The organism is Neorhodopirellula pilleata, assembly GCF_007859915.1.
Classification (GTDB): Bacteria; Planctomycetota; Planctomycetia; order Pirellulales; family Pirellulaceae; genus Rhodopirellula; species Rhodopirellula pilleata.
In genome coordinates, this window is the sequence record NZ_SJPM01000001.1 from 356,908 (window position 1) to 382,853 (window position 25,946).

Below are 25,946 nucleotides of genomic sequence, written 5' to 3' on the forward strand. Positions count from 1 at the left end.
TTCCATTTTTCATGACGGTCTGAACCCATGGGTATCTTCACCTCTCCCTTGAAAACGGGTGGCGTTGTCTTGCTGGTGATCTTCGGATTGGTGTGGCATCCCCGGGGCATGGTTTCCGCCGACGAACCGATTTCAGTGGTCGGCAATGCGATCGAATCGATGTTTTCGCCGTTGGCCGCGCCGAAACGCAAAACAATGGGATTGCTGCAGCGAAACTTTCTCGACATGGCGGGCCAGTCGGCTGAATTGGAAGTCGCCATCGTCGTCGACGGGACCGATTCGATGGCCGGAGAGTTGCAAGGCATCCGAGAATCATTGCTGCGAATGATCGGTGACCTCCGTCGGCTTCGTTCCGGTCAAGTTCGCGTTGCCATCGTCGTCTATCGTGATTTCGATTCACCCGCATCAGAAGTTGAGATGCTGTTGCCAGCCTTTTCCGCTGACGATGCCGAGATTCAATCCGCGATCGATTCGTTACAACCTCAACAAGGGGCGCCGTTCTATTACGAGATGGTCGATATCGGCGTGCATCGTGCCGTGACGAAGTTGAATTGGAGTGACGATCCGACGGTTTCGAAATGGATCATCCTGTTCGGCGATGCACCGCCCTATCCGAGTGACTTCAGCGACAAAGAGTTGCCCGACGCCAAAAGGTATTTTGCCGATGAAGTCTTGGTATCGCTTGCATCATCGCGTGGCATTCAAATTCATTGCATCCTCTGCAAGAGCACCGAGGAAACCAGCGAGCCGCACCTGGAATCGATCGGCAGCACACGGCGAATGATGGACCGATTATCGACGGAGACCGGGGGAATGGTGTTGGACCTCTCTTATCCCGTCATTCGCGAGGCGTTCACGAAGAAAAGCCAACCGCCGCCGACGCAGTACACACCAGTCCAACCGATCACATTGCGAGACTTGGCCGCCGATCGCAAGTCAAGACCGCAATCGTCGTCGATGATGATCGCGGTGTTGCCGCACGAACCTGTCTCGCAAATCTCGTTCGACCCTGAACGTCCCGCCGCTCAGGTCGCGACAGCCTTGGTCAATAAACTACGCCAGCTCTCGGGCGTTCGTATCAAGAACCCGCTCGATGTCGAACGCCAGCTACGTCGAATGCGAGCCGAAGGGCTCGACGAAATGGAAGCCATTCGCGGTTTGGCGGCGCGGTTGCGAGTCGATTACGTCGTGTGGGGTCGTTTGCAAGACGAAACGACGATGCGAACGGTCGCGTTCCGCCAACGCGACGGTTTGCCAGTCATTCAAGTGTCCCATCGTGGCAGCCCCGATGGCCTCGCCAAAGTCGTCCTGCAAGCGGCCGCTCGATCGCCCGGGAGCGATCCTGATTTCGCGAGGTTTGCCAGTGAAGTGTTGGAAAGTGCTCAATCGTCGATTTTGCAAACTCCGATCGCTGGCAATGCGTCCACGACGTCGGCCGTCCTAACCGCAATCGGATCGCTCGAACAGTCGCTCGGTGAAGCCATCGGTAGCGACCAATCGCAGCGGTGGCTCGATCGTGCCGAAGCGGCCGCAAAGCAAGCGATCGAGCAAGAACCCGACAACGGTTTGGCTCATTGGGTCTTAGCCAACGTGTCGTTCAACCAAGCCTCTGCCTTGTTCCGAGATCAAATCGAAGATCGTGCGACCGAGGCAATGAAAGATTGCAAATCGGCGTTGCGGTTAGCGTACAACCAACGCGACAAAATCGGTTCGCAACCACTCGCGTTGGAAGTCGAAGCGGACTTCCGGTTGTTGGCCCGGCGGGAAACCGACCAAGCGATCACCTTGTACGAAAAGATGACCGATCCGGAGATGCCTAGCGACACGCAGCGGCGCGGCCACTGGATGTTATCGGGTTTATACGCGGGCGATTGGGGCGTTGCGGAAGAAGTCGTCGACGCGAAACTCGCCCGCCAGCACACCGTCGCCATCCTCGCCGGTTGGCCGGACAGCCCCGAAGCGGAACAGTTACGGCAATGGTTGCAATGGGACGAAACCCGCGACGAAACCCGCCACAACTATCTTCCCAAACTCAACGAAGCGTTACCGGGTTTGGATCAATAGTGTTTTGATCCGGCGAAGCCGAATGATCGTTTCTTAAGCACGTTTAGCAATTCATATGTTTGTTCCCCACTTTCAAATGGAAATTTGATGATGCGTTTATTTCTTTGTCTTGGCTTGGTAATGGGATGCCTCTCGTTCTGCTCGATGGTCGGGTTTGCCGGCGAGCGTGCGACGGCAAGTTTTGAATCCGACGCTCCGTCACAGTGGAAGTCGTCGATCGGCAAGTGGGAAGTCCGCGACGGCGTAATGCACGGGGCCGAGCAGGAATCGGACCATCACCCGGCGGCGGCCCGTTGGTTGGTGCCGTTCAAGGACGGCAAGGTGACCGGCAAGTTTCGCAACGTCGATGCTCGCGCGGTCAACATCGGGTTCGATCCGGCACCGAGCGAACTCGACAAAAAAGGCCACCTATGTGCCCTGACGGTCTTAGCGAACAAGGTCACGCTCGCAATCGCTCCGAACAAAGCCGACCCGAAATCAAAGGCTCAATCAATCGCTCAAGCGGACATCCAAACTCCCAAGAACGAATGGGTCGACTTCACCATTACCAGTGAAGGGGACACAATGACGGTTCAGATCGGTAACGCGACTTTGAAAGCAACCCATCCGGAAATCGCCGCGAAGAAGACTGGTGTGGTCGTCCGCGTGATGGGCGGGTCGGCTCAGTTTGATGAACTGACGATCGAGTCCAAATAATCGACTCGATTGTGCGTTGTCACGCTTGAGACTTAAGGGGAGCGAACTCTCGCCAAGAGTTTCGGCTTGTTGCACTCGTTCCCAGTCTCCTGCCCTCTTAATAGGCCACATCTTTTTTGACCCCCACAAGCTCGTCTCGTGGGTGAATTAGGTTTGCAAGCTAGGCACCGCCGCCTCCCATCCTTCCGATTTTCACTTGTGCTCGCCGCTTGAAGCGGCGAGCACAAGTGAAAATCGGAAGGTTGGGCGAAGCGTCTAGCTTGTCAACCTCGGCTTCCTGCCAGACGAGCTGGCAGGGGAGCAATGCATAGAGGATTTAGTGGCGTTGGATCCCTCGCTCACGCTTTTTGAAGTTGCGCTTTTGCCTGTGGCATTGGTTTATCGTAACCCGACGCGTAAGCGAGGGATGAGTCAATATCAATTATCCCTCGCTCACGCTTCGGGTTACGATGCAAACTAAACCGAAAGCCCGCTAGCGGCGTGGGTCCGAAGGAAACCGCGTGCGGTCGCATCGTGGATTACCTTGCCGTCACGCCATGGAAGCCCGTCACGCCATGGAAGTTTCGTAGGCGGTGATCTTGTCTTCGTGCAGAAGAGTTTCGGCGATGTCGTCAAGGCCGTGCAACAGCTTATGCTTGCGGCTTGCGTCGACCTCGAACGAACGATCGAAGCCTTGACCATCGGTGATGGTTTGGTCTTCCAAGTTAATCGTCAACTGATAGGGATTTCCCTTGGCCGCTCGTTGAAACAACTCTTCGATGTCTCCTTCGCTGAGCGTGATCGGCAACAAGCCGTTCTTAAAGCAGTTGTTAAAGAAGATGTCGGCAAACGAGGGTGCGATCACGGCGCGGAAGCCATAATCGTCCAACGCCCATACGGCGTGTTCGCGGCTGCTGCCGCTGCCGAAGTTCTGTCGGGCGATTAAGATCGACGAACCTTTAACGTTGATTCGGTTAAGCTCGAAGTCCGGGTTCTCGGTCTCGCCATCATCCATGAAGCGCCAATCGAAAAACAGGAACTGGCCGAAACCGGTCCGTTCGATTCGCTTGAGAAATTGCTTAGGGATGATTTGATCGGTATCGACGTTGGCGCGATCGAGTGTGGCCACAACGCCTTGATGAACCGTGAAATTTTGCATGGTGGGAAGCCTTTGGCTTCGGCTGTTGGCGTTTAGCGGTTGGCCGAAGCGAGTGGAATGAATACGGAGGATAGGGGAGCGAAACTCGCCAAGAGTTTCGGTCTGGATGGTCGATCACCGAAAGTCGTGTCAACTTTCGCTACGGCAAACTTTCGCACTAGTTCCTAGCGGTATTGCCAATCGCGGATATCGACGAAACGGCCTTCGATCGCGGCGGCGGCGGCCATCGCGGGGCTGACCAAGTGCGTCCGTCCGCCTTTGCCTTGCCGGCCTTCGAAATTGCGATTGCTCGTGCTGGCGCATCGCTCACCGGGGGCGAGTTTGTCGGGGTTCATCGCCAAGCACATGCTGCAGCCCGCTTCACGCCAATCAAACCCGGCTTCGATGAAGATCTTGTGCAAGCCTTCTTTTTCAGCTTGAGTTTTGACTTGGCCGCTACCGGGCACCACCATCGCGCTAACTTGATCGCTGCAACGGTGACCTTTGATCACGGCGGCGGCAGCACGCAAGTCTTCGATGCGGGCGTTGGTACACGAACCGATGAAGACGCGGTTGATATGAATGTCCGTGATCGGCGTGCCCGCTTTCAGGTCCATGTACTGCAGTGCGAGTGCGACCGTTTTTTGTTCATTCAGATCGCTCGTGTCACCGGGATCGGGAACCTGCGCATCGATGCTGAGCACTTGGCCGGGGTTGGTACCCCAGGTCACTTGGGGGCGAATGTCGCTGCCTTGATAAACGTTGCTGCGATCGTAGGTGGCTCCCGCATCGGTCGGCAATTGTTTCCAACGCTCGACGGCGGCATCAAAGTCCTTGGGTGCTTCGGGGCGACCGCGAAGATAGTCAAATGTCGTTTGGTCGGGCGCGATCATGCCCGCTCGGGCTCCGGCTTCGATCGACATGTTGCACACGGTCATGCGTTCTTCCATCGACAACGCACGAATGCAATCACCGGTATATTCCAGAACATAGCCGGTGCCGCCGGCGGTGCCGATTTGGCCGATCAAGTACAGGATCATGTCCTTGGCCGTCACGCCTCGGGACAGTTCGCCGTCGACGCGCAATTCGAATGTCTTGGGTTTGAACTGCAACAACGTCTGCGTCGCCAAGACGTGTTCGACTTCGCTGGTTCCGATCCCGAAGGCGAGAGCCCCGAACGCGCCGTGGGTAGCGGTGTGCGAATCGCCGCAAACGATCGTCATGCCCGGTTGCGTGTAGCCGTTTTCGGGACCGATGACGTGCACGATGCCTTGGCGAACGTCATCAATGTCAAACAAACGAACGCCGAATTCCTTGCAGTTTTCTCGCAGCGTGTCGATTTGCTTTTTGCTGATCGGGTCGGCGATCGGTAGGCTGCGGTCCGAGGTGGGCACGTTGTGATCCGGCGTGGCGATCGTCCGCTCGGGCCGACGGACTTTTCGCCCGTTGATCCGCAAACCTTCAAAGGCCTGAGGCGAGGTGACTTCGTGAACCAGATGCAAATCGATGTACAGAATGGCCGCTTCGTCCTTGGGAGCGTGGACGACGTGTTGGTCCCAGATTTTGTCGAGCAGCGTCTGTTGACCGGGCTGCGAAGAGGTACCGGCTGCGGATGCGTCCGCGTCAGTTACCGAGGAAGAAGAAACCGGGGGTGCGGATGAGTCGGGCATCGAAAACAGGCGGGATTCGGAGAAATCAAGAAGCGAGAACCGATTCTCGCAGTGCCGCCACTGTCGACACTGAGGCCGAGAATGTCAAGATGCGCCCCGGGCGAACCTCCCGAATCAAAAGTAAATCGGACTGAAGCCTAAAGGTCTGGGACAGCTAATAGTTAGGGTTGTGGATCTTGTTAAAGATCCTACCGCTAAAGGATCTTTAACAAGATCCGTTACCCTAACTTTTTGCTGTTAGACACCACTAAACAGGTTCTTCGATGTACTCGCGCGCTGGTTCGTTTTGGCCGGGCACGATCCGCGTGATGCTGACCTTGGTGCGGCGGAGTTCTTCGACTTCGTCCAACAACCGGGTCAACAGATCCGCAACTTCCGAGCCCGCGTTTTCACCGATATTGACCATCAACGCTTTGCGAGAATTGTAGCTAAGGCCGCGTTTATCCATTTGAGGTGACTCCAAATGTCTTTGTATCGGTAAAAACAGAATAGCGGGTGCGTAGGGACGCCACCCGAAGAAGAGGGACGTCCAGAATAGACACTCGCAATTCGCCTACAACGACCACTTTACTCAACCGTCACACTTTTTGCCAAATTCCGAGGCTTGTCGACGTCGCAACCCCGTAAAACGGCAATATGGTATGAGAGTAACTGTAGCGGTATGACTGATACAATCGGCTGCAGGAACTCCGGAACTTCGGGGATCATGATGACATCGTCGGCGATTTTGCGAATTTCTGTGTCATCACTGCTCGCAATGGCGATCACGGGGCCGCCACGGGCTTTGACTTCCTCCATATTCGACATGACTTTGTCGTAGGTGGTGCCCCGTGGCATGATGAAGATGCTCGGTGTGGCGGCGTCGACCAACGCGATCGGACCGTGCTTCATCTCCGCAGCCGGGTAGCCCTCGGCGTGGATATAGCTGATTTCTTTGAGTTTCAGAGCCCCCTCTAGGGCCGTGGGAAAATTGTAGCGTCGGCCGAGGTACAACACGTTGGAGACGTCCTGGTACTTTTGGGCGACCCGGCGGACCTCCGAGTCGCACGTGAGCGCCTGCTCGACCGATGACGGCAATCGTCGCAGATCCTCGATAATCCGGCCGCCGGTTTCGAAACTCATGTGCCGCATCCGCCCGAAAAACAACGCCAGCATGGCCAGGACGCAGCACTGGCTCGTGAACGCCTTCGTGCTCGCGACTCCGATTTCCGGTCCGGCGTGCAAATAGACGCCTCCATCAGAAGCCTGTGCGATCGAGCTGCCGACGACATTGCAAATCGCCAGCGAGCGGTGTCCCTTGCGTTTGGTTTCATTGAGTGCGGCGAGGGTGTCCGCCGTTTCACCGCTTTGTGTGATTCCGAATACCAACGTGTTGTTTTCGATCGGAGGATTGCGATAACGCAATTCGCTCGCATATTCCACGGCGACCGGGATCCGGGACAATTCCTCGATCAAGTATTCGCCGACCAGCGCCGAGTGCCAACTCGTGCCGCAGCCGGTCAGGATGATCCGCTCGACGCTGCGGAGTTGTTGCGGGGTCAGGTTCAACCCGCCGAATACGGCTGTGGCGTCTTGGTCGTTGAGCCGACCTCGCATCGCGTTTCGCAGAGCGTCGGGTTGCTCGAAAATTTCCTTGAGCATGTAGTGGGGATAGCCGTTCATGCTGACTTGGCCGGCATCGGCTTCGAGCGGTTGGATGTTGACGCGGACCTTGCCGCTATCGCGATGCAGCACCGAGAATCCCTCAGCGGTCAAAACCGCGAGCTGGTGATCGGCCAAGAACACAATGCGGTCGGTCCGCCCGGCGAGCGGCGATGCGTCCGAGGCGATGAAGTTCTCACCCCGGCCGACGCCGAGGACCAAGGGGCTGCCGAATCGGGCGGCGATCATGAAGTTGGGCTTGTCGCGAAACAGGATTCCCAACCCGTACGTGCCGCGAAGCTGGGCGATCGCCCATTGAACCGCAGTCACATACCGGGCGTGTGGCTGGCCATCGATTTCGGGGGTGTTCTCGAGCCCCTCGGCGATCAGGTGGGCGATCACTTCGCTGTCGGTCAAGGACTTAAACGTATAGCCTTTTTCGATCAAACCGTCCTTGAGGACTTGGTAGTTCTCGATCACGCCGTTGTGCACGAGCACGACTTCGCCGTCGCCGCCGACGTGCGGGTGAGCGTTCTCTTCGGTGGCCGGTCCGTGGGTGGCCCAGCGGGTGTGCCCTAACCCCAAGGTGCCCTCAGGCGGCGCGCCCAAGCGGTCGGCGAGCGATTGAATACGACCGACCGAACGGGTGATTCGGATCTGGTCGTCCCCGGCGATCGCGACGCCCGCGCTGTCGTAACCACGGTATTCCAATCGCCGCAAACCGTCGACGAGAAACTCTGCCGCGTCTTCGGCACCGACGTATCCGACAATTCCACACATGCGATCGCTTTCAATCGGGAAAAAGGGTGAGAGTTCACACTTTCGTACTCCAGGCCAGGGTGTCCCAATTCGTCAGTGAAAAGTCAAGACGAAACAATCAGACCCTCGGCCCCGCGGCCCCGCTTCAACTTGAGCCTGAATCTGAACTCAGAGTCTGTCCACGGCCGGGTTCGGTGGCTGCGGTGTGTCGTGTTTAGGTTCGGTGCGAGCGAAGATCGCTTGGCTTTCGACTAAAAGATACCGCCGATTCGTGGCAACGTTTCGAAAGGTTTGGGTCAATCCGCTGGGCCAAGCGATAACGAGCTCATCGATTTGGCTGGTTTTCCCTAGTCCCAGATGCACGAGGGGCTCGTTGGAACACATGTATCCGTCCCCCGCTGTGTTCCATGCTTTGAACGTTCGCTTGCCGACGCGGGCTGATACCGTCGTACCGATCGCATCACGCTCGCTCGTGCTGCCGACTAGCTCCAATTGAATCCAATCACCGAGGGGTTCTGTGCGGTTCTCTAGCAACGAGATCTGACGATCCAAGTAACTCCCTGCGAAATCCATTCTCCCGTCGCGGTTCCAATCGAGGAGGACGAGTGTTCGACCGAGATTCGGCTGATCCCAGTAATTGCCCGAATCCTTGGGAAGGTGCAACTTAAAACCACGTTCGCCACCACGAAAGACTTGCGATTTCATTTGAAAGGGAACGCCGCTCTTTCGCTCGTCGTTCACATGTCCGTTCAGCACACACAGGTCCAACCATCCATCGTGATCGATGTCGGCGGCTTGGGTACCGAATCCGAGGACGTTGAACGAAGCGTCATGTAGGCCGTACTTTCGTTCTTCGTCAGAGAAGAAGCCATTCTTTGTTTGGAGAAACAGGTTGGCAGGCTCTTCAAAAAAATTGGTGACGTGTAGATCAAGTGTCCCGTCGCCATTGAAGTCACCCGAGGCGACCCCCATACAGGCTTGGCTGTTGCCACCGCGTCCGATGTTGCAGCCGCGAATGTTCGCCGACTCGACTAGTTCAAATTTCGATCCGCCCGCTGTTGTTCTTGCTTTCCGGCTACTCCAGAAATGATTGAAATCACCGTCATTGGCAATAAAACAGTCGTTGCCATTTCGATTGTCGAAATTGGTGATGACGACACCGAGCCCCAGTCGTGCGGGGGCCTCGAGCGTATCCCACCTGAGAAAAGTCCCATCCGGCTGACAAGTGTAAAAGTCGTCCGTTGCTTTGGCAAATTTTTGCGGCGATGCACAACTCGGATCACATTTCGACTCATGCGATGACGCATCATCGATGTAATTGACTTCCACGATCTCTGGTAAGTGATCACCCGTGAGATCCGCTACCGCCAAGCAACTGCTCCAGACCTTCGTTTTTTCGGAAATCAAATCTGGTGCGGGCCTGAAAGTGCCATCGCCCTGATTGAAGTAGACGTTGTTCTCTCCAATATTGCTGACCAGCAAATCAGGAAATCCATCTTGGTTAATATCGCCGGCGCAGACGCCCTGCGAGAACCCTCGATCGTCTGCACCGGAAGATCGGGTGGTTTCGGAAAATTGAAAATCCAACAAACGGAACATTTGGTTGGGTTGGGAACCTCCAGGCTCCCCTGGAGTCCCTCCGGCTTGGCTGATGTAAAGGTCAACTGAGCCGTCGAGTTCATAGTCAACCGCCGCGATACCACCGCCGTTGATTTGGTAAACATACATAGGTGTTCCGCCCAGCTTCGCGTCGTCGATCTTATCGAACGGGAAGCCTGAATCGTACTTCGTGACGAGTCCCAAGGTGGCTGCGACATCGATTAACCGATAGACGACTTGCTCGGACGGATGAGAAAAGTCTAGTCTCGACGCATGGTACGCTCGGTTCAAGTCGGGAAGCGGCCATTTCGATGCGGAGAATCCGAGTAATTGACGTTGTTTGGCCAATTCGATCCGATCTCGAGAAGTGGACTTTTCCCAAGCCCATGTCGCTTGGAAACGCTGCGTGATTTCGACGGCGTGTTCACGCAGTGTTCCCTGCAGTCCCTTGGATTGAATTAGCCAGCCGATGGATTCCCACGGCCTCGCGTGCTCTTGCAACGTCTGTGAGATCCACAGTGACTGTTCGTGATCGGCGGATTTGGCGATTCGAAAAATCTGGTCCAGGTCACTCAGTCGTTGCCGAAGCTGAGTTGCCTTTTCCGTTTCATTGAGCTCCTCTAAAGCAGTGATCATCGTTCGGAGCGACTCGCGGTCGGATGGGTCTAGGCGAATCGCTTCGGCACATGCTCTGACCGATTCTTTGAGACGGTTTTGCTGGCTAAGCCAAGTTCCCAAGCTGCTCCAGTACTCCGGTTGTCGCGTGATGCCATTTGGTAGTTCGGAGTATAGCCATTTCTCGTAGGATCCCGTCGGCCCGTTCTCGGCCAAGACCCGGCCATAAAACGCCGCTACCGCCGAGCTCTCGGGGTACTTCTCGGTGAGCGGGTTCAGAATTGAGATGGTCTCGTCGGCCGATCCACGCACACTCGAGTAGAGCTGACGAGCACGCCCCAGTTGAAACAACGAGACATTGCGCACGTCGATCAAATCCCCATACTCGACCAAGTGAAACGGGCCTCGAAGATCGATTAGGCTGAGCAATTCTTCGGGGCGAATTTGCTCAAGCCGAATGAGATTGCGGACATAGACGCTCGCTTCGGCCCGCCTCCCTTGCGAGTTAAGCAGTTGGGCGATCAGTCGATTGAGCTTGATGCTATTGGGTGCGACAGCGAGTCCGTTCAGGAGATCTTTTTCAGCACGTTCGTAGTCGCCGGCTCGAAGATGCCAATCAAAAGCGAGGACAAGGCGATTCTCTGAATTGAAACCCGGTTTCGATGCCAGTTCAGCCGCTAGGTCGGCCGCCGGGCCAAACTGCCCCAGCTTGTGATAGCAATCCATTGCCAATTCAACCGCAGCGGTATTACCGGGATCGTCGAGCAACGCTTCCTGTGCAGCCTTAAGAATGGACTCGGTATCTCCTGTTCTCTCCAGGTTCTGCGCGGACTCGAAAGGACTGTTGCTTTCACTCGTTGGCAACCGGGGGGATTCACGATTGCAACCTGTTAGTAGCCAGCAACCGAGCAAAACGAAAATTCCGCAGCTCGACAGAAAGTTATCGTTCAAGCACTTCGCTTGGAAATGACTAGCCATCAACCCTGAAGTTCAACTAGACGATGATCGACTCGCTTCCAAACTTCCAAAGGGGCAGACCCCTTTGTGAAGCCACTTAATAACCAGAAACGGGCGTTGCCGATGCAACGCCCGTTTTGTTTGAATGCTTATTCCGTCGACGGGGCTCGTTAGAACTCTTGGTCGATCATCTCTTGCATCTCGTCCGTACCCAGAGCACCCCACAATCCGTAGGGACTTGGCAGGCCGACATGATTGTTGGTGTTGAAGCCCGCACCGCCATATGCGATTTGGGCTTGGTTGCCCGCTTCGATCGAATCGGTGACGAATTTCACGGCTCCATCACCCATCAAGATATGGCACCCACCCTGGTGACGACTGCTAGCGGAATAGATTCCAAAGTTACCTTCACCGCGGCAAACATTGTACCCGTTGGGTGGACGGATCGTTAGGAAGGTGGTGTAGGTGGGGCGTCCATCGGACCATCGTCGCCCACGCTGGTGGTTCTGGTCGGTGTCGACGTTGGCTGGCGCTGTCGTTGACCAGAAGCGAGGGCGTGCCGGATCGATGAGCCCTGGAACCGTTTCCCAATAATTCGGTGCTCGGTCAGCGACACCATTATCTCGGTGGATCATGTTGGTGATTTCCCGAGTGTTATTTCCACACTGAATCTCACCCATCGCGATCGTGTTGGACAAACCATCGAGAACGTCGCGGAAGCCAGTGAAGGTGCGTCCATGAAACATCCCGCGTGCCCAGCGATTACCATCTTCCGCTCCCCAGGTCCCGTGGGTCGAAGGCACACCATTATCATCTTTGCCGTTGTGATGCTGTTCAAAGAAGGCATCTCCGACACAAAACACGTAGTTGGTGAATGCGACTCGATTATTTCCGGGCCTCGCAGGGTCGCTCGGGCAACGATAACCAGGGACTTGAGTAAGCCATGGCTGATAGTTGTCGTCCCAAGGTCGTGGTCCCATCGCGGGATAGGGAGGATTCCTCACCGTGTCGTCGCGGTTGAATCCAAATGGATTCACGACCTGTTCCCATAGGCCTTGTTGCTCAATGAAGGGCAGCAATCCGACGAGCCCGGAAAGGTAGTTCGCATTCCCGCCAGCGCCGGTGCCGCTTTTGTGCTTGGGAAGCTTGTCATAAGCGGCATGGTAATTGTGCAGGCCCAAGCCAATTTGTTTAAAGTTGTTGCTGCAACTCATGCGCCGTGCCGCTTCACGGGCCGCCTGAACTGCCGGAAGCAGCAGCCCAACCAGCACGCCGATGATCGCGATGACCACCAGCAATTCGACAAGCGTGAAAGCTTGCCGGTCCTTTGAATACCTCATGTCTGATAACACCCTTTTTTAGAGAAGAATATTTCTGGGAGAATCCCCAACCACTACCGGGCTCCAAGCGTAAGCATTTGACCCTTGCGTGTCAAGTATACGAGAACATACCGTTGAAGTCAATGAAAAGAGGGCCCGCGACCTGGCAAGGTCGCGTTGGCCGGTGGAGAGAGTAAAAATGCTTCGCAAGCCGTTGTGGACGCGGTTCAACGCGAAGCTCTCCTTGTCATCCACGGATAAAGGACGAGAAGTTTTGACGAGCCACTAAGATTGTTCTTTCATTTCCTTGAGCCGTTGTGCCTCGTAGTCCTCAGCGGCTTTTTCGTCTTCGGCGGTATACGGATCCGCAGTTGATGGGTCGAACTCGGCTGGTCCACCGCCACCACCACAGCCCGTGACAATCGAGAACACAGCAACAAAACAGAACGGGAACAGAAGTTTTTTCATCATCGGTAATCTAGTTTTCTTGGAGGGCACGGACAGTCGAAAGATAACGCGACCGATTCGACTTAAGCTAATCAAACTACTTGACAGAGCAAATTAAACTAACTGACACATCAAGGAATTATATTGCGGCTAGTTTGGGATGACAAGATACCAACAATCCCCTATCGGATGTTCGGCTTACTCATGACGCTCTAGCTGGGTCGGGGCGAGTTCTCCTTCAACCCATCGGTACGTCCTCCCACTTTTGATAGGGCCAGATGTTTGCACCGTCCCGGATGGCCAACGAACCTGTAGGCTGTCAACGTGCTCGCGACCTGCCGTTGCGATGACGATCCGACGTTCGTTGCTGCACATATATCCGTCGCCGGCTGTTAGTTGATGATGCCGAGTATCGTCGCCCACAGTCGCTTGCACGATGGTGCCGATCGCGTCACGGTGAGATTGCGTTGCGGTTAAGAGCAAATCGACGCTTTCAGCCTCGACCGGCGATTGGTTGATAAGAAGAGCCACTGGCTGGAACAATTGGGTGATTACGACATCGGACAATCCGTCACGATTCGCGTCGAGCGTGGCAAGGGCGCGTCCCAAATGAACATCCTCGAAGTATGGGCCAATTTGTTCTGCGGACACTTGCCGCCAATGACCACCGGCTTCTAGCTCGAAGAGTTGCGGCCGCATTCGATACTGAATATCCGTTCGTCCGGTATCGCTCACGTGGCCGTTGGTGATGATTAATTCGAGCTTTCCGTTGTTGTTCAAATCCACGAACTGGGTTCCAAAGCCAAGCATTTTGAGCGATGGTTCGAGTAAGCCGACGGCAAAGGTGCGATCTTGCCAAATTCCGGCCGAGACTTGTTCGTAATACGTGTTGTGCTCCTCGGCAAAGTGAGTCAGGAACAAATCGAAATCGCCGTCAGCATCGGGATCACCGACGGCCATTCCCATCGAAGCTTGCGAACGAGATTGGCCGCTCATTGCGAGCCCACGCACCGTGGCCACCTCGGCGAGTCCGAAGCCGGTTGGTTGCTTTTGCGCAGACCAAAGATGATTGATCGACATATCGTTGGCGACATAAAGGTCAAGGCCAGGACGTTCGTCAAGTTCGCCCGCGATCACGCCTAACCCCCGGCCGGGGTCAGACGGGCCGAGCCACTGCTTGCGGCGATCGACGAATTGGCCGTCGGGTGTCAATGACCAAACGCGATCCGCAGCGGCATCGAAATGCAGAGGTGGGCAACTCGAGTACAGCCCTGTCGTTTCACTTCGACAAGGCTGGGTCATCGGACGCGTGCCTGCGCAGTAATTCACCTCGAAGATATCGGCCAACCCGTCGGCGTCGATGTCGGCGATCACTGCGGACGTCGTCCATTCGTCGCCCTGTAGGCCGACTTGATCGGTGACGTCGCCGAAAGTGCCATCGCCGTTGTTGCGATACAAGCGATTGCGACCGATGTTGCAATCAAGTACGTCGGCGAAACCATCGGAGTTAAAATCACCGACGCAGATGCCTTGAGCAAACTCAGTGTCGTGGTAACGCGTGTGGGCGGTTACGTCGAGGAATCGTCCGGATAGGTTACGAAATAATTGATTGGGCGATGAGTTGCTTTGGCGAGCTTGGCCATCAAGATTGGCCAGAGCGAGATCGGGCCATCCGTCCAGATCATAATCGACGACCCCGACCCCGCCTCCGACACTGTGGTGAATCCAAAAGCCTTCTGTCTCGGCATCCGGTGGCAGTGCGACTTGATGCTGCAAACCGAGCTCGATCGCTCGATCGACAAGGCGTAAGGGCCGTCCCCCGTCCGGGGTGTGCTCGACAACGGTTTCGTGTTGTTGGACTGACCAGTCGATTTCAGTGATGTCGAGCTCAGGCAGGTCAAGGGATGCCAGCCACTGTTCATCCTGCCAAGCGTTGGTGCGTCCCAATCTCGCCAGAATGGCTTGGTGAGCCCGGTCAATTTCCACGACCGGATCGTCGGGTAAAGATTTGGCCAGACGCGTCCAAGCTTCAGCTTCCCAGTGCCGACCGAGTTCCACCAATTGATAGGCGATGAGCATCGCCGACCGTTGCGATCGGGAGTGACGTTCCAAGAACGTGGTTGTGGCGTCTTGAAGTTGAGCAAGTTGGTCCAAGTGTTTAGCTACCACGTCGGCACGTCTTTGATCGCCCGATGCAGTTAACGAGGAGACGAGTTCCGTCAACGAGGAGGTATCCACGGCTTGTTCGAGCACAACGGCCTTGGCGAATGCTCTCGAAGCGAGATTGTGATCATTCGTCGAGTGGTGGTATTGCCCCACAAGCTTCCAGAATTCAGGATTGGATTGCATCTCGTTGGACAGCGTTGAAGCCCATTTGGCAAGTTCGCTGGTCCATGGTTCATTCGACGTTGGTCGATGAAGGCTCAGTGCAAGCAGGGCTCGCCCATAAAGCACGCTCGCGGGCAAGAAATCAGGGTGCTTCGCGATTACGGGTTGTAAACGGCTCACCACCGCCTCCCAGCGAAACGCTTCGGCGTCCATCCTCGCTAGGCCATAGTGAGGACGAAGGTCACTCGGGTATCGGGCTAACAACTTCCGGCATGTTTCAGGATCGGGTTCACTTCGCATCGGGTTCGTCAGCATGACTAGACTTTCAACATCACCCAAACGTTGTTTCACCAGCCATCGAAGCGGCTCGATCGCCATTCGATTCAGGCCGACGGCGGTGGCCAAACCGACCAGATCGAATCGTGGTTGGATCGCCTCGGGATAGTCTTCTAAAGTCTGTTGCCATACCGAGAGCGTTTCGAATGCGGCTCCTCGGGCAAGGTGCGTTTTGGCTAGCTTATCTAGGACCATGAGCGTCGGGCGTTGGGTGTTCTGAATCGCAGTGGCGTAGAATTCCGAGGCCTGCTCGAGGTCTCCTTCGTGAGTGGCGAGGTCACCGGCTAGCTCCCAAGCCTTCGCATCGTTGGGCCGCATCAGGAGATGCTGTTGAACTAGTTGTTGTCCGCGTTGCAGATCGCCGCTTGTGATCGCTTGTTGAGCACGAACCAAATGTTCGTGGGCTGGTTGCTCGATCCGGTTTGAGTTCCGCGGTGGCGTGTCAGCGGGGCCGGCCGAATTCGAATCGCATCCCGACGAGAGCGTTAAGCCGAGCAAGCAGGTAGTGATCCCAACAATCAACATCGTCGGGGGCCAGGGAGCATTTATTCGATCCGAACTGATCCATCCAATACACATTTCGACTAACTCAATTCTTTGAATCCATGCGATCGATTTCGTATTGATTCATTTGGTGGTTGTCGCCGACCGGGCGAACCGGATCTCGCTTCCCAACATGAGCGAGAGCAGACCGCCAGTGTAACCGTTCGGAACGCACTTCGTGAAACCACCCGTTCGGTGAACACGGCTCGAAACGAGGGCATGGGATCGTTGGGAAATACCTGCGACGAAGCTACGCGGAAAAGGGGGGAAGCCGTGTGAAGTGACGAGCGAAAATCCGTCCAGGATCGTTCCTGTATCATCTTGGTGCTCTCATCTCGTATAACCAGTGTCGAGTTTGCGGCATCCCGATCACTTCCCTTTTTCATTTGTTTTGATGAAATCACAAGTCAGTACCGTCCGGCTACGTGCCGTAACACTTTTGTCAATTCTCGTCGTGTGGGCTATTCCCGGATGTGGATCGAATGAGTCGTCGAAGTTTGAGGAGTTTCGCAAACGGCAAAAGCAACGCGAACTCGACCAAGTTGGACAACCGCAGGACTTAACCACCGCTCTGAACAAGGCCAATCACGAGTTGAAATATGGGGCGCCCTCTCGGGTCCTGGCCATTACCGAGCCTTTACTGTTAGTGCATCCCGAGGACCCGGAATTGATCGTGTTGACCGCGAAGGCGTTGGCCGCAACGGGCTCCCAGGCAGATGCTGCAAACTTGATTGCGTCGATTCCCGCCGATGAACCGCGATTCGGAAACCTGTCGATCACCGAGTCATCCAAGTGGTTCTTTGAGGCTGGCCAGGTTGACGAGGCGATCGAGCGGCTAACAAACCATTTGCATGATCATCCCGACGACAACCGCGTTCGTCGCCAAGCGATCCGAACATTGAATCGATGCGGACGTCAGCTCGAAGCATCCGAGCACCTGACGGCATTGCTTCGCCGGGGTGAGATTCAGGAGAAGGAATTGTTTTCCATGTTGAACCTGAACGACTTACTATTGGATGAAACGACGGAGCCTGAAAAAAAATCGGACAGGCCTGAGAATGGTCCAGAGGCGAATGGTCCAGAGGCGTTGTACGAGTCCAAGCGGTTGAGGGAAGTGGGGCAGTATGAAGAGGCAATCCATTTCTGCCGAATTTTGCGAAACCGATTCCCCGACTCCACTCCAATCGCGGCGTTCTTGGGCCGACTACTGGCCGAGCGGAATCGGTTCGAGGAGCTGGCAGATTGGGCCGAGGGGCTCCCCAGCGAAATCCAGCGAGAGCCGGAGTACTGGTATGCGATGGGAACACTGGCGGCACATCAAGGTCAGGATCCAGTTGCAGTTCGTTGCTTCGCTGAGGCGATCAACCGGAATCCGACGGACCGACATTCAACCATCGGCTTAGCCCGCGCTTTGATACGTTGTGGGCAAGGTGATCAGGCAAGCTGTATCGAGACCAGATTTCAACACCTCGACGAGATCGCCAACCTTGCTTTGGCACTGGGGCGGAGAGCGGGCACCACAGATCAATATCACCGACTGGCAGACCATCTGGATCAACTCGACCGGCCGCTCGAGGCGTTCGCCTGGAAACGAATCGCGATGTCAAAGTCGGGTGCCACGGCCGAGGATTATCAAGCCAATGACCAAGCGAGATCCGAGTCGGGCTCCGCCTCGGCGACAGGGCGAACGCGAGCCGCCGATCGTTGTCACATCGAGTTGTCTCGGTGGCCGCTGCCGTCAGGAAATTTGGGTCAGGTTCTCCCGACTGAAAAGGAAACGCCGGCATCGTTGCCGAGCTCTCAACACGCCGAGTTAAATGACATCGCCGCCGTAGTCGGGCTGGACTTCGAGTATCAAAGCGGCGATGACTGGAGTGACGATCTTTTCTACCTTCATCAACAAACCGGCGGCGGGATCGGCGTAATCGACTTCGACCAGGACGGATGGCCCGACCTGTATTTCACTCAGTCGGGTGGCAGACCGAACGCCGAATCGGAATCGGGCCCCAATCGGTTGTTCCGAAATCTCAATGGCGAACAATTTCAGGACATCTCGGACTTCACCGGAACGGCAGACCGTGGGTACGGACAGGGCGTCAGTGTCGCTGATTTCAACCAAGATGGATGGATGGACATCTGGATTGCCAATATCGGCCGAAATGTTTTGCGAATCAACAACGGCGATGGAACATTCCAAGATCAGGCGTTACCGATCGCCAACGACAATCACTGGACGACCTCGGTAGCGGCGGGCGACCTGGATGGAAATGGACTCCCTGAAATTATCGAGGTCAACTACATCGACGATCCACGAGCGTTTCAAATCGCATGCACGCCTGCGGAAACCTGCGGCCCGAACCAATTTCATCCCGGACCGGACCGATGGTTGACGGTGACACCTAACGGCGGAATCGAACGATGGCGAGCCGGCCCGAACTCAAACAGCCCATCGTCGATCGGTCAGCAAGTCGTCGCGGCGGTCGGTCGGTCGGCTCGTGAAGGTCACGGGTTCGCGGCGATCATTGCCGATATTGATGGGGCCGGCGGCAACGACGTTTACGTCGCCAACGATGGTGACACGAACTTTTTTTGGAACCGCCAAACCGAGCCGGGGCACGCGGCCTCGCTGTCTAACGATTGGTCGGATTCGGCCGATTTGGCGGGCTGCGCCGGCAGCGCACGAGGTGGCCGCCACGGATCCATGGGACTGGCGGCGGGTGACTTCGACCGCAATGGAATGATGGATCTGTTTGTCACAAACTATTGGGACCAGGAAGCCGACCTGTATCTGCAGCAAACTCGCTCGTTATTCCGACATGCCACCGAGACGAGCGATTTGACCGAGTCGAGTAAACCGACGGTGGGCTGGGGGACGCAGGCGATCGACATCAACCGTGACGGTTGGTTGGACATGATTGTTTTGAACGGACACATCGTTGACCACACCGCTCGCGGCATTCCGTTCAAAATGTTGCCACAGTTGTATCTAGGTTCAGCGGACCGTTTTCATCTTGCCCATCATCCCGTTGAGCGGGAGACTTTCTGGTCCGAGCCGACATTGGGGCGGACGCTTGCGACGCTGGATTGGAACCGCGACGGACGCCCCGATTTCGTTGCCAACCGGCTTGACGGCCCCGCTGCGTTATTGCAGAACAACACCGACGTCCAAAACTGGCTGCGTCTTAAGTTGGTCGGCGTTGAAAGTGAGCGGGACGCCGTCGGCGCGAAAGTCATCGTGGACGCCGGCGAGCATCAATGGACCGGGTGGGTCGTCGGCGGTGGGGGGTTCCTGTGCAGCAATGAAGCGATTTTGGATTTCGGCCTAGCCGATCAAATGCAAGTCGATCGCCTCGAAATCATTTGGCCCTCAGGAACACGGCAAACACTCGATGAGGTTGAAGTCAATCGAACCCACCTGATCGTTGAAACACAGTCGGATAGTCGCCGTTAGTGTGGGACGGATCGTGTGGGACTATTCACGTAGCACGATTGGACGATGGTTGCGTTGATCCAAAAGCGCCCGGACGCGGACGAAATCGATGCGGCCCTGTTCGTCGATCAGCACTTCTGGACGTGAACTCGCGTTGAGCTCTTTTTCCATGATCTGGATCGATTCGTTGAATGCGGTCATGCGTTTGGATGCTGAGTCGAGTGGGTCGATGGGTAGGCTGAATCGCTCGGGAAGCGTCTTCATCGAACGGGCCGAGAGCAGTCTGACCGCGTCGTACGGGTCATTCAATGCGAGCAACAGAAACGGCTCAATCCACTTGGTACCGGACGCTTCCTGAGCCGGCTGCCAACCCATTGCGGCGACTTGCACCGCCCGCTGCGCCGCGTCGCCCCGCAACAAGTGTGAGACCGAAGTCGCTACCGCATCGCTACCGGAAGATCCAGCACCGGTTTGACCGTACCAGTTTCTTAAATGGCTGCTGACCCAGGCAAAACTCTGGTCCAGATGGCACAATGAACACGCATCCGGTCGATCGCTCGTTTGGCTGTCGCGGATCGACGGACTGGTGATCCGGTGACTGCGGATCGTCTTGAGAAGCCCGTATGTGGTGTGAGGCATGTGGCAGTTCATGCACCGGCTACCGGATGATTCGATCGGGTGATGGGTGTGCTCGGCGATCTGGTCTCGATAGTCATCGTGACACTGCAAACACGCTTCGTCGCCACGCATGCCTGGCTTGAGTTGGTCATCACGCCAATCGGTCAAGTCCTGATCGCCTGACGGATGCATGGTGTGGCATGACAAGCACGTCATCTCTCCGTCCTGAAAGCAGGGCGATTCGATTAGACCGTTGTATTCACGGCCCGCGATCCGGATCGTGCCATCGGACCAAAACGTGCTTCCGAGATCTTCCATCTTGGACCACCGCACAAACGCTTCGGAATTGCGATATTCCTCGGTGGCGCGGACCACTTTGGAAAACCCGGTATCGGACAACAGTTGTCCCGGTCGGAACGGATTGCCATCGCGGGCGTAGTCGGCTTCGCTAAGCACGTCGTAATCGGGAATAAAAACGCTGTGACATTGACCGCACAAATCCGCAGATGCGTGTTTGGAAAGTTGGCTCGGGTTGACAATCTGGTCCGCTGCTGAGTCCGCTTCTGTAATATCCTGCGTGTTCGCATTCTGCCCCTCGGCGAGCAAAACGGCGGCACGCGTTGAATGTTGCTGAATGTGGTCATTGCCTTGTCCATGGCAGGCTTCGCAAGCGATCCCGTGTTCGACCACTTTTGTCTCCCAGTCCTGCGTTGCGTTTCGGTAGCCTTCCTTTGGATGGGTCGCGTGGCAACGACTGCATGTCCGATTCCATGTTCCCAGCTCGATAACGTTGGAATGATGGTTCGGTTGAAGAAAACTGGAGTCACGGGGAACCCAGCGTTGCTCCTGCTTCAAAAAAACGATGTCTAATTGCGCAGGTGTGCCGTGCACGCCCGATTCGTACCAAAATACGTTCATGTGGTGAGACCCGGTCATCAATACCAGCCGTCGCCGATGGACCTGACCTCCGAGTAACGGATCGGGAAAAGTAACCGAATAGTGATCGCCTTGTTTCTCAAACGCATACGTTTTCCCTTGAACCTCGACCACTTGTCCATTAATCGCGGCCGGCGCTGTCTCTGAGTCGACCGGTTGCGTCATTGTCCGGTGATAAGACGCGTGCCAGGAACGGTGAGTCTCGACATGACATTCTTGACAAGCGTCCGACGATACATAGCCATCGGAAACGACTTCTTCGGGGCCGATCGCTCGAGAGGTTTGGCGGATTTCCTGAACAATGACCTCCGGCGCGGCCGATTTCGGTCCGACGGTCTCCGGTTCATTCGATCCCGATGAAGCAAGCGGATCAGATTCAGGAGAACTGCATCCAGCCCAGCTCAGGAAAAACAACAGGCATAAGCGTGGAGGTAATCGAAGAGCGTTTTGACGAGCGATCATCGGCAACAATTCCGTGGTGTTTTACGACCATAACTGACGAAATGAAATCAAGCGATTCCGATAGCATACGGTCTCTTCGAACATTCGGCTAATCAAACCGCGTGGGCGGATCGATCGAAGAAAGTGCACTTAAGGAGCGTGCTGCTCGGCGACCTTCCGGTTGGATTCGAGAATTCGCTGCCAATCGTCATCGTACAAATTCGCGTTCTGTCCTGAAAATGGACGAGCGGGCAGCCAGATGTCCGCTCGGATCGACCCTAAACGTTCCACGGTCGCGAGGTAGTCTTCCGCCATCGCGGTCGACTCGTCCAGCTCCCCTTGCAGATTCATTGCTTGAGGTTGAAGCGGGCTCGTCGTTCGCTGGCCTGACGTGCGTGTCGTCCAAGCAATGGAAATGTTGCGTGGTGCCGGTGGCGTTATTAAAACCTGTTTTGATTGCAAGCGGATCAAGCATGCCACACCCAACGGCAACTCGATCACTTCCATACGATCACCGAACCGTTCGGTCCATCGATCGAACGACTCGATTACCATCGCATTGGATTGAAGCTGATCGGTGACCGAACGAGGGGCGAAGATGGTCGTGGATGGATCCAACGAACCGATCCCTGAGTAAGCCACTTCCTCCGGCGTCGTGATCACCACCGCGTCAGGCTGGACCGAAGGGAGCTCGAATTCTCGGGCACGCTTTTCAAAAAATTCCCCGAATCGATCGCCACCGGGTGCGTTGAACGCAATGACTTTGCCATTTTGAACACTCGCATAAACAGCGACTCCGTCTATCTCGCCGAAATAATACAGCTCGGATTCGACCTGCTTGGCCAGTCCGTCCAAAAAATCTTTGCCGTCATGAAGTTGACGTGCGACGGCTTGTTGAACTTCTTCGCGTGCCGGCATCAGCAGTGATTTCCATTGCCCCGAGGACAGTCGCACGTCGTACCCACGAGTTTGTTGGCGTGGGTGACCGGGCAGCAGAATGTCCGGCGGGGGCATGGCTAACAAACGATCGAGCGTTGCGAGATACTGCTCGGCATCGCCCCGAAACTTGGGTGAAATATGCACCGGGTAGGTCGCCGGTCCGAAGTTCAACGAGGAGATCACATCGCCACTGAAAAAGATCCGCGTTGAATCTTTCTCGAGCAGGAAACATCGGCACCCCGGTGTGTGACCGGGGGCCGCGACGACCGTAATGGTCGCGTCGCCGAGATCGATGACGTCGCCGTCATCAAGCGTTTGGTCAACCTCAATGGGCCCGCCCTCGTAAGGCGTCCTCGGAAACAACGAATAGAGCGCATCCAAATCTAACGTGCGAAGGACATCCGCGTCTTCGGACCCGATCGCAATGGAAGCTCCCGAGAGTTCGCGTATCCGATTGGCACCGAAAACATGATCGTAGTGAGCATGGGTAATCAAAACTCGACCGACATCGCTTAGCTGAAGCCCGACCTTGATCATGCTTTCGTGGAGCAAGTGACATTCGGCTTCGACCCCGGCATCAATCAATACAATTCCCTTTTCCGATTCGATCGCATAAACCGCACTCGGAAACAATTCAGAAAGCGCGTGCACGCCCGGAAAGACAGTAACAGTCTTAGGCCCCAACCAGTTGGTTCTCACATCCATACCGGCATCGAGGATCTTCGCCGATTCCACCGTGGCGTACTCGATCGGTGGGCGAAATTCAACCTCATCTCGTTTGCCGCATCCGACAAGGAGCATGCTCGACCAAACGCAGACCGGGACTCCCCACATCCTCCGCAAAACGCCGGCAAATCGCGGGATATGGAATCCGATGCGACAAGAGATCCGATCGATCATCGACTGGCCCTAGTTACGTCATCTCCCTCTTCGATGGTGATCAACTGGTTTACCGATCCGGGGGCGGGAATTGATTGTTCAGTTCCCGACGGCCACAGCACTCGAATCGAATCGACGCTTTTCGCTTCACCGAGTCCGAAGTACAAGGGAATGCGACTTTGTGAAAGATAGCCGGATTTGCCATCGTTGACCGTCCGAAGCGTTCGGTCGCCGACACCGATTTCCACGATCGCTCCGAATCCATCGCGGTTCGATGGACCACCTACTAGATTGACCTCGAGATAGTGGATCGTATGTCGATCAGTCAAGTCGCTGATCAATACCGACGGAGTGCCACCAAAGTCATGCGTGACAATATCAAGGTCGCCATCGTGATCGAGGTCAAAGATGACCGAACTCCGCGTCCCGACGGCAGCCCAAACCGACAGTTTGCCGCCATGATTTTTGCATAGTGGGTGGCCGGCGTCTTCACCACTGCAATCGAGTTCCATCCACGGCTGAGCGGAACCTTTACTTCGCGGTTCGACGCCGAGAATGAACTCGCTATCGACAAAACGTTTTCCGTTCTCGTTGAGTAACACCGAATTGATGCCATAACGATAGTTGTAGCTCATGCTTGCGGCGATGAAGACGTCTTCAAAGCCATCCGCATTGAGATCGGCGACACTGATGCCCCATGGCCAGTAGTTCTCGGCACCAATCGAATCGGAAACCTCGGTGTATTGGTCTTTACCGGTTTTCTTATAAAACGCATTCCCGAGAATGTGATTGCCGTCGGTGGCGAGAACATTGTTTGGCAAGTTACGCCGCATCTTGGATTTTTCTTCGGCCGGGTCCAACGCATGGACCATGTCTGTGTGCATGTCGGTCACGAAAAGATCGAACATTCCGTCCCGATCGAAATCAAAAGTCTTGACTCCCATCGTTCCCCATGCGGACTCGGGGAACAACTCGCGACTGCGTTTAACAAACTTCTTGCCTTGTTGGTTCTCATAGTACTCATCATGACCCTGCATGTTGAGCAAATAGATATCGGGCCAACCGTCTTCGTTGGCATCGATCGGGCTGGCGTCGCCCGACCAACTTTTGTCGTTGAATCCGACCGCTTCGCTGACGTCCTTAAATCGACCTCCGCCGAGGTTTCGAAACAACAAATTGGCTTCATGTCGCTCTTCGTGAAGGTGGCCCATGAAGGCGGCGGCGTAGGCAAGATAGTATCCACCCGGCCCACGTTGTTCTGTGGTGTATTTCCCGACATTGGTGAGCAGCAAGTCGACCAATCCGTCGCGATCGTAGTCAAAGAACACAGCACCCGAGGAATGCCCGACGTGATCGAGTCCGGACTCGGCCGAAAAGTCCGTGAAGTTTCCCTTTCCGTCGTTGAGAAACAGCTTATTACCAGCCCGGATGCGAGTGACGTAGAGATCCGCGTCACCATCGTTGTCAACATCCGCAAACGACGCTCCGACAGAAACCTCGTCGGGCACTCCCACACCGGCGCGATCGGTGATGTCCTCGAATTTCCCATTGCCAAGATTTCGCCATAACTCATTGGTACCCAATTGGCAGACGAAATACAGATCGAGCCATCCGTCGTTGTCGACATCGGCCACCGCGACGGCCGCTCCGTGATCGTAGTGTGCAGCCTTGAAATCACGCTTCACATCCTCAACGACTTGATCGTGAAAAGTAATCTGGGTCTGTTCGAGTTGATCCTGAAATTTGAAATCGTGGAGCACTTCGTAGCTTTCCGCTTTTTTTATTTGGGATACCGCACGGTCGGTTAACCAAGCCGGATCGCGAACGTCTTCGGGAACGTCGACTTGCGTCACTTCATCGAAACGATCTGGATTCTGCTCGTCCAACAGCTTTTGAATGTCACTTCGAAGTCGAATTTTGGCGTCTTCGGACAGTGCCGGGTAATAGCCGCGGATCTGAGCGTCGTGATCAATCAGTACCAACGCCTGGCTGTGGGTGATCAACGTCGTCGCGTCGCGTGCCGACTCGACATTCATCTTGAATCCGTCCTTGCACAGTTCCCACAACTCGTCGCGATCACCGGTCAAAAAATGCCAATGGTCAAAATCAGCCTTGAAACCCTTGGCATAATCCAAGAGCACATCAGGTTGGTCGAACTCAGGGTCGACCGTAATCGAAACTAATTCAACCGGCCCCAGTTCGCCCCGGCTTCGAAGTTCGCGCTGTAGATCGGCCATCGCAGCGGTTTGAAACGGACAGGTCGCCGTGCAACGAGTGAAGATGAATGTCGCAACCCATATTTTGCCATCAAGTTCCGAACTAAAATACGGTTTACCCGCTTGGTCGGTCAGCGTGAATTCCGGAATCGAGCCAAGGATCCGAAGCTCTTCCCTCGCCATTGTGTTGTCGGTATTCGTCGCGTCAGTCGTTTCGACACCGACCGAGTTGTTTCGTTGGCTCGATTTCGTCGGAGGGGTTGGCGATCGACTGCAGCCCGTCACGGCAACCATTGCCAATAAGCAAAGTGCAGTTAGCCAACTATCGCAGCAAACCAATTTGGGCGACCTTAAGTTCGTCGCCGAATAACGAATCGATCCGGGGTGAAAAGCGAT

General features: G+C 55.5%; 15 protein-coding genes. 4 read left to right on the forward strand and 11 right to left on the reverse strand.

All coding sequences use genetic code 11. The features are described 5' to 3' along the window. Positions 1–27: 27 nt before the first annotated feature. The gene (locus Pla100_RS01075) at positions 28–2,064 is read left to right on the forward strand and encodes a vWA domain-containing protein (protein WP_231602532.1); all 2,037 of its coding nucleotides are present in this window, start codon (positions 28–30) and stop codon (positions 2,062–2,064) included. An 87-nt stretch (positions 2,065–2,151) separates the two neighbouring features. Then, positions 2,152–2,760 carry a hypothetical protein gene (locus Pla100_RS01080; protein ID WP_146575847.1) on the forward strand — a complete coding sequence of 203 codons (609 nt, stop codon included), beginning with the start codon at positions 2,152–2,154 and terminating at the stop codon, positions 2,758–2,760. A gap of 547 nt (positions 2,761–3,307) precedes the next feature. Here the strand turns inward: Pla100_RS01080 and leuD are convergent. The 8 genes from leuD to Pla100_RS01120 all read right to left on the reverse strand — a co-directional run bounded on the left by leuD (position 3,308) and on the right by Pla100_RS01120 (position 16,073). Then, positions 3,308–3,898, reverse strand: a complete 591-nt coding sequence (gene leuD, locus Pla100_RS01085) for a 3-isopropylmalate dehydratase small subunit (RefSeq protein WP_146575848.1) — start codon at positions 3,896–3,898, stop codon at positions 3,308–3,310. A 164-nt stretch (positions 3,899–4,062) separates the two neighbouring features. Beyond that, on the reverse strand, positions 4,063–5,547 hold the full coding sequence (gene leuC / locus Pla100_RS01090; protein ID WP_231602533.1) for a 3-isopropylmalate dehydratase large subunit: 1,485 nt from the start codon (positions 5,545–5,547) through the stop codon (positions 4,063–4,065). Between the two features lie 247 nt (positions 5,548–5,794). After that, positions 5,795–5,995, reverse strand: a complete 201-nt coding sequence (locus Pla100_RS01095; RefSeq protein ID WP_146575849.1) for a hypothetical protein — start codon at positions 5,993–5,995, stop codon at positions 5,795–5,797. Between the two features lie 119 nt (positions 5,996–6,114). Then, positions 6,115–7,968, reverse strand: a complete 1,854-nt coding sequence (glmS, locus tag Pla100_RS01100) for a glutamine--fructose-6-phosphate transaminase (isomerizing) (protein ID WP_146575850.1) — start codon at positions 7,966–7,968, stop codon at positions 6,115–6,117. 147 nt (positions 7,969–8,115) lie between these two features. After that, entirely contained in the window at positions 8,116–11,025 is a 2,910-nt protein-coding gene (locus Pla100_RS01105; RefSeq protein ID WP_197167618.1) for an FG-GAP-like repeat-containing protein, read from the reverse strand. 263 nt (positions 11,026–11,288) lie between these two features. Continuing rightward, on the reverse strand, positions 11,289–12,458 hold the full coding sequence (locus Pla100_RS01110) for a DUF1559 domain-containing protein (protein WP_146575852.1): 1,170 nt from the start codon (positions 12,456–12,458) through the stop codon (positions 11,289–11,291). Between the two features lie 264 nt (positions 12,459–12,722). Next, positions 12,723–12,908, reverse strand: a complete 186-nt coding sequence (locus tag Pla100_RS01115) for a hypothetical protein (RefSeq protein ID WP_146575853.1) — start codon at positions 12,906–12,908, stop codon at positions 12,723–12,725. A gap of 174 nt (positions 12,909–13,082) precedes the next feature. Beyond that, on the reverse strand, positions 13,083–16,073 hold the full coding sequence (locus tag Pla100_RS01120; RefSeq protein WP_146575854.1) for an FG-GAP-like repeat-containing protein: 2,991 nt from the start codon (positions 16,071–16,073) through the stop codon (positions 13,083–13,085). A gap of 472 nt (positions 16,074–16,545) precedes the next feature. On the opposite strand from Pla100_RS01120, the gene Pla100_RS01125 reads away from it, so the two are divergent. Then, positions 16,546–19,542 carry an FG-GAP-like repeat-containing protein gene (locus Pla100_RS01125; RefSeq protein WP_231602534.1) on the forward strand — a complete coding sequence of 999 codons (2,997 nt, stop codon included), beginning with the start codon at positions 16,546–16,548 and terminating at the stop codon, positions 19,540–19,542. Positions 19,543–19,563: 21 nt separating this feature from the next. Here the strand turns inward: Pla100_RS01125 and Pla100_RS01130 are convergent, their stop codons facing one another. From Pla100_RS01130 to Pla100_RS01140, 3 genes are all read right to left on the reverse strand, one after another. After that, positions 19,564–21,537, reverse strand: coding sequence for a cytochrome c3 family protein (locus Pla100_RS01130; RefSeq protein ID WP_146575856.1), 1,974 nt, complete (start codon positions 21,535–21,537; stop codon positions 19,564–19,566). 129 nt (positions 21,538–21,666) lie between these two features. Further along, positions 21,667–23,355, reverse strand: a complete 1,689-nt coding sequence (locus Pla100_RS01135; protein ID WP_146575857.1) for an MBL fold metallo-hydrolase — start codon at positions 23,353–23,355, stop codon at positions 21,667–21,669. Further along, complete coding sequence (locus tag Pla100_RS01140) at positions 23,352–25,733, reverse strand: FG-GAP-like repeat-containing protein (RefSeq protein WP_231602726.1); 2,382 nt, start codon at positions 25,731–25,733, stop codon at positions 23,352–23,354. Before Pla100_RS01140 ends, Pla100_RS01135 begins: the two co-directional genes overlap by 4 nt. On the opposite strand from Pla100_RS01140, the gene Pla100_RS31430 reads away from it, so the two are divergent. After that, positions 25,615–25,920 (forward strand): hypothetical protein, encoded by a 306-nt coding sequence (locus Pla100_RS31430; protein ID WP_231602744.1) that lies wholly within the window; start codon positions 25,615–25,617, stop codon positions 25,918–25,920. The genes Pla100_RS01140 and Pla100_RS31430 overlap by 119 nt on opposite strands. The last annotated feature ends 26 nt before the right edge of the window (positions 25,921–25,946 follow it).

Bases quoted from the DNA above. Each gene is read 5' to 3' on its own strand.
- Pla100_RS01075 (WP_231602532.1), top strand. From the start codon at position 28: ATGGGTATCTTCACCTCTCCCTTGAAAACGGGTGGCGTTGTCTTGCTG.
- Pla100_RS01080 (WP_146575847.1), top strand. From the start codon at position 2,152: ATGATGCGTTTATTTCTTTGTCTTGGCTTGGTAATGGGATGCCTCTCG.
- leuD (WP_146575848.1), bottom strand. From the start codon at position 3,898: ATGCAAAATTTCACGGTTCATCAAGGCGTTGTGGCCACACTCGATCGC.
- leuC (WP_231602533.1), bottom strand. From the start codon at position 5,547: ATGCCCGACTCATCCGCACCCCCGGTTTCTTCTTCCTCGGTAACTGAC.
- Pla100_RS01095 (WP_146575849.1), bottom strand. From the start codon at position 5,995: ATGGATAAACGCGGCCTTAGCTACAATTCTCGCAAAGCGTTGATGGTC.
- glmS (WP_146575850.1), bottom strand. From the start codon at position 7,968: ATGTGTGGAATTGTCGGATACGTCGGTGCCGAAGACGCGGCAGAGTTT.
- Pla100_RS01110 (WP_146575852.1), bottom strand. From the start codon at position 12,458: ATGAGGTATTCAAAGGACCGGCAAGCTTTCACGCTTGTCGAATTGCTG.
- Pla100_RS01115 (WP_146575853.1), bottom strand. From the start codon at position 12,908: ATGATGAAAAAACTTCTGTTCCCGTTCTGTTTTGTTGCTGTGTTCTCG.
- Pla100_RS01120 (WP_146575854.1), bottom strand. From the start codon at position 16,073: ATGTTGATTGTTGGGATCACTACCTGCTTGCTCGGCTTAACGCTCTCG.
- Pla100_RS01130 (WP_146575856.1), bottom strand. From the start codon at position 21,537: ATGATCGCTCGTCAAAACGCTCTTCGATTACCTCCACGCTTATGCCTG.
- Pla100_RS01135 (WP_146575857.1), bottom strand. From the start codon at position 23,355: ATGATCGATCGGATCTCTTGTCGCATCGGATTCCATATCCCGCGATTT.
- Pla100_RS31430 (WP_231602744.1), top strand. From the start codon at position 25,615: ATGAATGTCGCAACCCATATTTTGCCATCAAGTTCCGAACTAAAATAC.
- Pla100_RS01140 (WP_231602726.1), bottom strand. From the start codon at position 25,733: ATGGCGAGGGAAGAGCTTCGGATCCTTGGCTCGATTCCGGAATTCACG.